10 protein-coding genes are annotated in these 9,294 nt (G+C 41.0%); 4 read left to right on the top strand and 6 right to left on the bottom strand.

The features are described 5' to 3' along the window. The first annotated feature begins 4 nt into the window (after positions 1-4). Positions 5-1,465: a TlpA family protein disulfide reductase gene (locus M1L62_RS23115; protein WP_254561999.1), complete on the top strand. Its 1,461-nt coding sequence runs from the start codon at positions 5-7 to the stop codon at positions 1,463-1,465. 104 nt (positions 1,466-1,569) lie between these two features. Here the strand turns inward: M1L62_RS23115 and M1L62_RS23120 are convergent, their stop codons facing one another. The 3 genes from M1L62_RS23120 to M1L62_RS23130 form a co-directional block, all read right to left on the bottom strand. After that, positions 1,570-2,250: a BclA C-terminal domain-containing protein gene (locus tag M1L62_RS23120; protein ID WP_254562000.1), complete on the bottom strand. Its 681-nt coding sequence runs from the start codon at positions 2,248-2,250 to the stop codon at positions 1,570-1,572. A gap of 374 nt (positions 2,251-2,624) precedes the next feature. Next, the gene (locus M1L62_RS23125; protein WP_254562001.1) at positions 2,625-3,470 is read right to left on the bottom strand and encodes an SDR family NAD(P)-dependent oxidoreductase; all 846 of its coding nucleotides are present in this window, start codon (positions 3,468-3,470) and stop codon (positions 2,625-2,627) included. Positions 3,471-3,557: 87 nt separating this feature from the next. After that, complete coding sequence (locus tag M1L62_RS23130) at positions 3,558-4,502, bottom strand: helix-turn-helix domain-containing protein (RefSeq protein ID WP_254562002.1); 945 nt, start codon at positions 4,500-4,502, stop codon at positions 3,558-3,560. Between the two features lie 122 nt (positions 4,503-4,624). Here M1L62_RS23130 and M1L62_RS23135 point away from each other — a divergent pair, with 122 nt between their 5' ends. The 3 genes from M1L62_RS23135 to M1L62_RS23145 all read left to right on the top strand — a co-directional run bounded on the left by M1L62_RS23135 (position 4,625) and on the right by M1L62_RS23145 (position 7,168). Next, the gene (locus tag M1L62_RS23135; protein ID WP_254562003.1) at positions 4,625-5,935 is read left to right on the top strand and encodes an amidohydrolase family protein; all 1,311 of its coding nucleotides are present in this window, start codon (positions 4,625-4,627) and stop codon (positions 5,933-5,935) included. A 116-nt stretch (positions 5,936-6,051) separates the two neighbouring features. Next, positions 6,052-6,465 carry a hypothetical protein gene (locus M1L62_RS23140; RefSeq protein WP_254562004.1) on the top strand — a complete coding sequence of 138 codons (414 nt, stop codon included), beginning with the start codon at positions 6,052-6,054 and terminating at the stop codon, positions 6,463-6,465. A gap of 349 nt (positions 6,466-6,814) precedes the next feature. After that, positions 6,815-7,168, top strand: a complete 354-nt coding sequence (locus M1L62_RS23145; RefSeq protein WP_254562005.1) for a GIY-YIG nuclease family protein — start codon at positions 6,815-6,817, stop codon at positions 7,166-7,168. Here M1L62_RS23145 and M1L62_RS23150 read toward each other — a convergent pair. The 3 genes from M1L62_RS23150 to M1L62_RS23160 all read right to left on the bottom strand — a co-directional run bounded on the left by M1L62_RS23150 (position 7,127) and on the right by M1L62_RS23160 (position 8,795). Next, positions 7,127-7,498 (bottom strand): HipA N-terminal domain-containing protein, encoded by a 372-nt coding sequence (locus M1L62_RS23150; RefSeq protein WP_254562006.1) that lies wholly within the window; start codon positions 7,496-7,498, stop codon positions 7,127-7,129. The two genes, M1L62_RS23145 and M1L62_RS23150, sit on opposite strands and share 42 nt — an antisense overlap. After that, positions 7,495-7,725, bottom strand: coding sequence for a helix-turn-helix domain-containing protein (locus M1L62_RS23155; protein WP_254562007.1), 231 nt, complete (start codon positions 7,723-7,725; stop codon positions 7,495-7,497). Before M1L62_RS23155 ends, M1L62_RS23150 begins: the two co-directional genes overlap by 4 nt. Positions 7,726-8,366: 641 nt before the next feature. Beyond that, the gene (locus M1L62_RS23160) at positions 8,367-8,795 is read right to left on the bottom strand and encodes a hypothetical protein (RefSeq protein ID WP_254562008.1); all 429 of its coding nucleotides are present in this window, start codon (positions 8,793-8,795) and stop codon (positions 8,367-8,369) included. Positions 8,796-9,294: the final 499 nt, after the last annotated feature.

Below are 9,294 nucleotides of genomic sequence, written 5' to 3' on the forward strand. Positions count from 1 at the left end.
AGCCATGCTTAGAAAACTCCATGTAAACCTCCTCTTTGTCTCACTTTTTTTCCTTTTAACAAATTTTAAGAATAAAGATGGTCAAGTTAAGATCAAAATCAATGCGCCGGGTTCAAAGCAGGTGAAAGCAGGTGTTGTCGTAACTGATATGCTTGATATTGATGCAATAAACCTGGCCGAAGCTACCACCGATGACAAGGGTAAGGCGCTTCTCGACTTTTCCCTTACAAAACCGGTATTTGCTTTCATTACATTGGCAGACAGAAGTTATCCCGTTTACCTCAATCCGTTTGATGAGCTGGAAATTACGATCAACGAACAAAACACCGGACACGAGGTTACTTATAAGGGCAGCGGTGCCAAAACCAATGCGTATTTACTTCAAGTAAACGCGACAAAACAAAAGTATGAAAATGTCGACGGCAAAATCTATTTTCAGGTGGCGTTGGATAAGTATATGATTGCCAGGGATTCGCGTGAGAAGACGCTCGCTGGTCTATTAAGTGAATTGGTCAGCCGATCGACATTATCAGCGGAAACGAAGGAGCTATTGGCGGCAAAAAATAAGATGGCTATGTTGCTTTACGACCAGAACTATGTGTTTTCGAAATTTGGTCCAGACAATCTTCCGGCTGATTTGCCTGAATCTGTTAAATCCAATGTCTTGAATGTTCCTCTGGATCCGGGGCTTTTGAAAGTTCATTTGGGAGAATATGCCCAGGTGATGTCTTTTTATTTCAATCGTAACTATTACGCCCGCTTATATGGACTGCACAATGCCAAAGATTCTCTAAGGAGCTTTCCAATTTTCGGAGAGATGGAAATACGTAAAGCGAAGTATTCTGACGAAATGGAGAAATATTTTTTGGCTAAAAATATTAGCCACTGGCTGGCCCATGAAGGTATTACGCCTGAGATAGAAATGGTTTATAAAAACTGGCTTAAAGAGCCCCAGCATGTAGAGTTTGTAAGTTCGCTAGAGAAAAAGTTTGACAACTGGCAGGTATTGGCACCTGGAAAACCAGCTCCGGTTATCACAGGTATTAACAAGGATGGTAAGATCATTTCGTCTCGTGATTTGAAAGGGAAAATTATATACGTCGATGTTTGGGCGACCTGGTGCAAACCATGTCGGGAGAGCTTTCCGGACGTAAAAAAAGTAATCGAGAACTTCGCAGGCAATGATAAAATCGTATTTCTTTTTGCTTCAGTAGATCGTAATGTACAGGCCTGGCAAAAATTGTTAGAGGAGGGTAATATTCCCAAAGGCATTCATATAAATCAGGATGATGACGATAACCCGCAAAATATTTGGAAATCATATAAAGTCCAGGGAATTCCCAGATATATCCTCATCAATGGGGATGGGAATATTGTGCAGTCGAATGCTACAAGCCCCTCTTCCGGAAAACTTGTTGCTGAGCTTGAAGCTTTATTAGCCTCAAATAAGCCGCAGGGGAAATGATCCATTTCAAGCTGTAATTCCGCTTGGTTTATGTCATTCAGCGCTATCGTTTGTCAGACGATAGCGCTGAACCGCTTTTGTGAGTTCGTTTTTTACAAAATGAATTATTGAAGTCTTACGATGGAAACATAGGCATCCCCGGCAAGTACTGCGGCACCCAAAAGTCCGTAGAACTGAAGGCTGATCGTTGATCCGGCTGCGACGTTTGTGATTACACTGGACTGAAAGGTATTTATTGACACAGTTGGTGAAACAACAGAGCCTGGAAGGGACGATCCATTCAACAAAATTCTACTGGAAACAAGTAAACTGGCTGTTGTGTTGAGCCTGTAAGATATCTGATAACGACCGGCATTGGTAATGGTAAAGATGCTGTTGCTGCCATTGATGGTGATACCGGAAGTGAAATTCTGCGCATTTGGAAGGGGAACGTTGCTGCCTCCAAGGAGTACGGCAATCGTTGATCCGGAAGTGTTGGCTGCATATCCACTGGTAAGCGCCGGGGTGATCACATCAGAGGTACTGACCAGACGGGTCCAGGTACTGCCATTATAAAAGTAAAAACCGATGGGCGCATCGCTTTGATAAATCAGAAGGCCTTCTGCCGGTGAAGGAATACTCACGCGTTGTATGGCAGTCAGACGAGGTATTAGAATACCTTTTTCATTTGACACAATGTCGAGTTGAGCGGAACCGTCCGGTGAGGTGGTACCAACGCCAACCTGCGCTTTCGCATTGAATGATAAAAAACAGATAACAGCGAGGAGAAGTGTTGAAGCTTTCATTTTTTTAGGGTTTGTTTTTGTAATCCCTAACATAGTAAAAATTCTAATAGTTTGTAGACTTAATTTGATATAACTTATTAAGCGACAAGGACGGAGCGTTGTTTTTTATTGAAGAAAATTTCAAAAACGAGTGTTCATGAGAAGAGAGGCACTTTATGAGGCTGTTAAGAACCTATTCCTTGAAATGATTTTTTATTTCAAGGAATAGGTTCTGTTTTACTAAGCTTGAAGATATTTTTAACCGCAATGATGTCCTCTTGCCCAACACGGGCTCAGCTTTCTGTTAAGCTCCAAAAACAACTTTCCCAAATGGAGAATCCAGCCCCTCAGTTTTTTCAGCATTTACCGATCCGGCAAACGCTGAAAATCAACGATTACTTATCAAAGTCAGTCGAAAATGTGGTGGCTTTATTAGCTTCAATTCCTTCCTGTAACATCTGTATTTTATAATTGGCATATTGCAGGGCGTCAGATCCCAGGAGCAGGCGAAGCGGTGGTTCGCTTAATTGGGAAGTATTGATGATCACGTCTGCTATTTTTTGAGGGTCCCCGATTTGCGTTCCGGGCACTTCTTCCAAATGTTTACGTTTCTCTTCCTGAATGGCAGTATAGGCCGCAATCGGATTTTGAGGATGTGCGATCGATCCGCTTTTTAAGAAGTTGGTACGAACATAACCGGGTTCAATAATCGTTACGTGAATACCAAATGGGTTCACCTCCTGCGCCAAAGCTTCGGATAAGCCTTCCACCGCAAACTTGGTTCCGCAGTAAAGGCCCCAGGCTGCGCCGGCGATCAGACCGAAAACGGTAGATAAATTGAAAATATGTCCCGACTTAGCTGCCCTCATGTATGGCAATACCGCACGTGTTACATTTAATAAACCGAAAACATTAATGTCGAAAATGGCCTGAACTTCCTTTGCAGACGTTTCTTCAATGCCGCCTATCAATCCGTAACCGGCATTATTTACCAGAAAATCGATGGACTTAAAATGATGGATAGTGGTTTCTACGGCCTTGCCAACACTCTCTTCATTGGTGAGGTCGACCTGTAATGGTAAAAATTGTGCGGAAGTATTGCCAATGGCGCTTTTTACGGTTTCGAGGTTGCGACCGGTCACTGCTACATTGTGGCCGTCTGCCAGTAATTGCTGTACTAATAAAAGACCAATTCCCTGTGAACCACCTGTAACGAGCCATGTTTTTCCTTGATTTTCCATTTCTTTTTAAGTTTAAAAGTTATGGTACAAAGGAACTTCCATGAGCCCGATAAGCACTTCTTCAAATCACAGGGATAATTGCGAGTTTCAACTATTCAGCTGTGAAGAGGCGTTTTTTCTGAATATTGAGGGGGATATGTTTTCTTTCTTCTTAAAAAACGAGGTAAATGCAGCATGTCCGGAAAACCCTAATCCATAACTGATGTTGCTAATATCCCAATCCGTTTGAATAAGCAGTGCTTTGGCTTCATACATCAGTCGTTCCTGAATGTGCTCCCTCAGGGTTTTACCCGTATGTTCTTTCACCAGCGCATTGAGATAATTAGGATGCACGTTGAGCTGATCGGCAAATTCTGCGGCAGTCTTTATTTTAACGGCAATATCCTGTCCGCTCACCTGAAAGGAGGATTCTAACAGCGATAAGAAACCATATATGTAACCATAACTTTCCGGAACATGAACATCCGCCAGGTTTTTGCCCGCTCTCTGAGCTTCCAGCAATATCATTTGGAGATATAACAAGATGGCTTGTTTTTTATCCTCACTGTTTCCTCTGTCTTCCTTTACCATTGATTCGAAATGACTGTTAACGACAGCAGACTGGTTTTCGGTCAATTGAATAACAGCTTTTGAAGCTTTAAAATACGGGTAATTTCTTAGTAACTGAAGTACATGGTCGGCGTCATGTTCAAAGTATCTGGGATGAATCAGGCAGAAGTGTCCGCCCGTATCGACAGAGGTCGTTTGCCAGGACATAAGTTCGTCGGGATGTAAAAAGGCAATAGCTCCGGCGCCAAGTACATACTGGTGCAACCCAACGGTCAGTATTCCTGTACCGGACGTCATATGGAATATTTTAAAAAATTGTCTTCGGTTGGGAGAGATGTAGTCCACCACCGGATAACTTTCCCTGTTTTCTATGCTGAAATAACTGGCGTTGAGCGGGTAGTGTTGTACTTTTAAAAAAGGGACTTTGTAGTTAACCTCGGCAAATGACTCTAATTCCAAACGCGGGATATCTGATTTTTCCATATACTAAGCTACAAGATTCTTGTGGATTAATTCGGGTCCTGCCTTGAAAAATAAGATGTGGCCGGTAAATGACTATCAGTAATTCCTTTTCTAAAAATGTCAACAAACTAATCCTTATTTTCATGATCAGGTGGTTCCTTTCTGTCGTTACTTTACTTATTTCAATCAACGCCATTGCCCAGAATCCGGTCGGGAAGAGGGTATTGATCCGGGCTGGTAATGTCTATAACAGCGCAAAAAGCAGTTTTGAAAAAAATCAGGAAATACTGATTGACAATGGCATCATTGCAGAAATAGGCTCCAAAATTTCGGTGCCTCCGGGAACAGAAGTGATTGACATGAGCAAACACACCGTTACGCCTGGTTTGATCGATGCCCACACGCACCTTTTGTTGCATATGCCGTATTCGAAAGGGCCGTCGCCAATGGTGGTGGATCCGATGGTTCATTCCGAAGCAGAAAGGGTTTTGAGAGGAGCGTATATTGGAAGAACTTATTTAAATGCGGGTTTTACCACGGTAAGAGACTTGGGTAATTCCGGCTTATTCTTTGATGTTACGTTAAAGAATGCAATCAATAAAGGTTATGTAGACGGTCCCAGAATGTTTGTCTCAGGACCTATCCTAAGTGCAGTGGGAGGACAATTTCTTGAATTGCCACATCATTTGGGAAGTGTGGCTACTCAGGAGTACAGGATCATAAAAAGCGTAGAGGATGCCAGGCTTGCCGTGAAGGAAAATCTAAATAGTGGTGCTGATGTGATCAAAATCTGTTCGGATAATTCGCCTAATCAGTTTTTGCTGACGATTGATGAGATGAAAGCGATTGTTGAAACAGCCCATCAATATGGAAAAAAGGTCACCGCCCATGCCACCTTTGACCAATCCATTCGTAATGCAGTGCTGGCGGGTGTAGACGGAATTGAGCATGGCTATGGCGTATCCGATTCCACTTTAACCCTCATGGCACAAAAGCATGTTTATTTGGTTCCGACACCGGTATCGTTTCAGGAAGGTTTGAACCGGGTAAAACTCCTGAATGGCATAACGGGCAAAACGGCTGAGGGCATTGTAAACGATTTTGTTCTGCCAAACAGGATAGCGATTCAAAAGGCAATACAGAAGGGCGTTAAGATTGTGGCCGGCTCGGACTATTATAATGAAACAGACGAGCCTGTCGGTAAACAAGCGAAAGATATGTTGGTGGCCTATACCGAAGCTGGTGTAAAAGTTGCAGATGTTTTACGTTTTGCGACATATAATTCCTCCCAGATTTTAGGTATGGAGGGAGTCATAGGCGTGCTCAAAAAAGGAGCAAAGGCAGATATCAGCATATTTGGTGGTGATTTGGAGCAGGATTTTTTGAAATCATTGTACGATGTTCGGCTGGTCATAAAGAATGGCGTAGTTGTTTTCAGATCTGATAAAGATTGAAATAAGTGGGAGGTGTAAATTCATTCACTTAGTAATCGTGAGATTATCTAATACCAACTGGTGTAATTCATCTAATGAAACTTCAAAACATACACATAATCAAACCAGGCATGACTATGAAATTGAAAATATCAACGCTACTGATACTTCTAAGCTGTTTCGTGTGGACGATTCCTTCCTTTGGGCAGGAAAGGAATATCATTGGAGGGGCTGTCAAAACATTTGTGAATGATTCGCTGGAATTTAATAACCAGTTTGGAAAGGATATTTTAATTTCAAATTTCTCAGGTATTACTTCAAACGGTCCGGATCAAGAAGTGAAAATAAAGATCGTTCACAAAATGAATGAAACAGATTCATCTTTTTCTCAAAATACAAAAGCCTTGTCTGACAGGTTGGTAAGCTATTTGAAAACACAGAAAGTATTTCAAAAATACCATCGGTTCAGGGTAGATATTGTTCGCTATGGATTCAGTGCTGCTGCACCTAAAACTGTTCCGCAAGGCGTTGAGAAATATGTTTATTTTTAGATAAGAGTATCGTTTGACACGACTAGTGCCGCCGCTACAATCGCACAGGTTTTGTATTCAAAGTAACAGTTCAATTGGATTTAGTGATGATCAAGCGATCAAAACTTACAATTCAAAATGTTTGTGTTGCGTGATTCTTACAGGCGTCCTTACTTTGTTCAATTCCTACACGTCGGGCAAGAGCTGATAGGCGACAGTAATATTTTTCTGATAAAATGAGGATATAGAAATAGACGATCCTTTCCAAATATCGAATCTAACTCTGCATAATTGGATTAGCGACTGGGCATTTTATACGACATAGAGCGAAAATATAACTTACTTTTTATATCTACGAATTGAGATCACAATGGACAATCAAAAGGCATTAAGGGATGAGTATAAGCAAAAAAAATTCAGGATAGGGGTGTTTCAGCTTCGCAATCTGGACAATCAGAAAATTTTAATCGGAAGCAACGTGAATCTTGATGCGATATGGAACAGAATTCGTAGCGAGTTGAATCTCGGAGGCTTTCGAAATCCTCCTTTGCAAGAAGATTGGAAAAATTTGGGACAAAGCAGATTCGTCTTTGAAGTACTGGTCGAGATTCAACAAGTCGATACGGAGCAACGGGATTACGCGCGCGAAGTAAGAGAGCTTGAAAAGCTATACATTGATGAATTACAACCTTTCGGTGAACGCGGCTACAATGTGAAAAAATAATAAGCTTTTGAGGGCGAGTACTGTAAAATAAAAGGCCCGGTCTGAATTTCGGCAACAAGCCAACAGAAGCCCCATACGGTCATTTAAGTTTATTTTCCAGCTTTTTGACGCAATATCTAAAAGCCATCCCTCTGGAATAAGTCCGTCAAAAAAAGGGAAAAGGTGTTTGTCTGTATAAATGGCAGAGACTACCGGCATTGAAAAACTGATAAATTGATTCGGGTAGTTCTGTACGTATTCCTCCAGATACCGAAACTGGTAAAGACCGTCGTCTGTGTCAGTAAGGTGTCCTGCTTCTATGTCCTTGTAAAATATTTTTGCCTGTCTCATAGCGGCTGCTCCTGGTTTGTTGGGTTCAGATCTTTACTACTTACCGGAGCTAGCTCGTGGCCGAACATTCGGAGTACCTGATTCACTTTTTCAAGATTCAGATTTCCTTTATTCTGCTCAATTTTTCGGATTACGGTAAGTGCGACTCCGGCCCTGGACGCCAGGTCTTCCTGAGTCAATTGGGCTAGTTTTCTTTTTTGCTTAACGAATTCTGCTAATCTTTCCATTTTATACGTTTAAGCATATAATTATTTAAATATTAACATTTTATATGTAAAAGCATACAAAATGTTAATATTTAGTCATAATTATATTCTTTCGCATATAATATCCATGTTTTTTTTCCTGTAAATGAGTATTCTGTATCGAAGGAATACAAGGTTATTTACTCGTGACAGGGGGAAGAGATATGTCAGAAATTGAAGCAAACTTACGACAGCTCCTTGATGACTATATAACTAATGAGGGGCAAGGATGCAACCAAACGTGCTGGGTTAAGTCCGGTTCTAGTTGGTCATTATTTAAGAGGTACTGAATTTCCGTCTTTAGGTCAGGTTCAAAAGCTACAAAATACGATTCAAAAACTTTGGGGCGAGTTAGAAAAAGCATTTTTGACGTAAGTTCTATTGAGTTGATACCATAGCGGGCTCTTTTGTAATGATATTCCTTTTACAGGATCCACAAGAATTCACAAAGTACGGCTGGACCAGTTCGCTAAAAGCTTATGAGAATTTGATTATTGATGATTTCGCAATAGAAATTCCGCTGGTGCTAAGGGTTGAGGGTGTTGATAATAGACGGTCGTATGTTGACTGGGTTAAGGTAAGGGAGTTGCTCATAATTCGAGGTTGGATTGACTAACTTCGAATTATGATATTTTGCTAATCAAGTCGCCGGCCGTACCTAAATTTGCCAGTAGCCCCATATATTGGATAATGTTCTCTTTGATGCTTTGAATCTCAGGTTTCTTAATCACGTCACTTACCTCAAACCTATCAATCTCCCAAATTATTTTTTCAACATTTTTCTGGAATAAGATCTCTTGGCCATAAAAACCCCCTCTTCCAATAAAGTCATGTGATTCCACATTTAGGGAAATTGTAATAGAATCCCTCGTACTTCCCCATTCCTTTACTAAATCCATCTTGACGAATTGGTTTGTTAATGACGCTAATTCGCCACCTGACAATCCTAATAGATTTTGGTCACGAGGCAAATCGATTAATTGCCCCAAACTGTAATTTTCAACAAAATGATTGAGGAGTGTGTCCTTGATGGCGGGCGTAATTAATGGCATAGCAATTTTGTTTAACACAGATTTTATCTAACAAATTACAACTAAGAATATCTTATCCAACAAATAACTTGTTTGATGCCGGATCAACAGGTTGTTGTCGTTGCAGTCCTTATCATCTTTTGTTCTGGCGATGAGCTGAAAATTGTCTTCATCTACAAGTTCAGCAGGCCAATCCATGTCCAGCGGAATCTTATCGAATTTTCCATCGATCCCCACCAGCATATACAGTTGTGATCACCCTGATTTCTTCACATAAGCCTTGTTGCAACGCAATCCAATGAATGTTTTCATCAAAAACTATTTAGAAGAAAATTGAAAGTAAAAGACTGATTTTTGACCTTCTAAAAAATTTAGAAGTAATTTGAAAGTGTAAAAACCCCTCATACAGAGTGTATGAGGGGTTTTTGTCGGCATTGTGTGGGCCCACCTGGAATCGAACCAGGCACCTACTGATTATGAGTCAGTTATGGTGTGTTTTTAAAGAGGATTTCTTTTGCTA

It is taken from the genome of Dyadobacter diqingensis (assembly GCF_024220585.1).
Taxonomy (GTDB): Bacteria; Bacteroidota; Bacteroidia; order Cytophagales; family Spirosomataceae; genus Dyadobacter; species Dyadobacter diqingensis.

What these genes read in the sequence shown, in the direction of transcription:
- M1L62_RS23115 (WP_254561999.1), top strand. Translation starts at nt 5, where the DNA reads ATGCTTAGAAAACTCCATGTAAACCTCCTCTTTGTCTCACTTTTTTTC.
- M1L62_RS23120 (WP_254562000.1), bottom strand. Translation starts at nt 2,250, where the DNA reads ATGAAAGCTTCAACACTTCTCCTCGCTGTTATCTGTTTTTTATCATTC.
- M1L62_RS23125 (WP_254562001.1), bottom strand. Translation starts at nt 3,470, where the DNA reads ATGGAAAATCAAGGAAAAACATGGCTCGTTACAGGTGGTTCACAGGGA.
- M1L62_RS23130 (WP_254562002.1), bottom strand. Translation starts at nt 4,502, where the DNA reads ATGGAAAAATCAGATATCCCGCGTTTGGAATTAGAGTCATTTGCCGAG.
- M1L62_RS23135 (WP_254562003.1), top strand. Translation starts at nt 4,625, where the DNA reads ATGATCAGGTGGTTCCTTTCTGTCGTTACTTTACTTATTTCAATCAAC.
- M1L62_RS23140 (WP_254562004.1), top strand. Translation starts at nt 6,052, where the DNA reads ATGAAATTGAAAATATCAACGCTACTGATACTTCTAAGCTGTTTCGTG.
- M1L62_RS23145 (WP_254562005.1), top strand. Translation starts at nt 6,815, where the DNA reads ATGGACAATCAAAAGGCATTAAGGGATGAGTATAAGCAAAAAAAATTC.
- M1L62_RS23150 (WP_254562006.1), bottom strand. Translation starts at nt 7,498, where the DNA reads ATGAGACAGGCAAAAATATTTTACAAGGACATAGAAGCAGGACACCTT.
- M1L62_RS23155 (WP_254562007.1), bottom strand. Translation starts at nt 7,725, where the DNA reads ATGGAAAGATTAGCAGAATTCGTTAAGCAAAAAAGAAAACTAGCCCAA.
- M1L62_RS23160 (WP_254562008.1), bottom strand. Translation starts at nt 8,795, where the DNA reads ATGCCATTAATTACGCCCGCCATCAAGGACACACTCCTCAATCATTTT.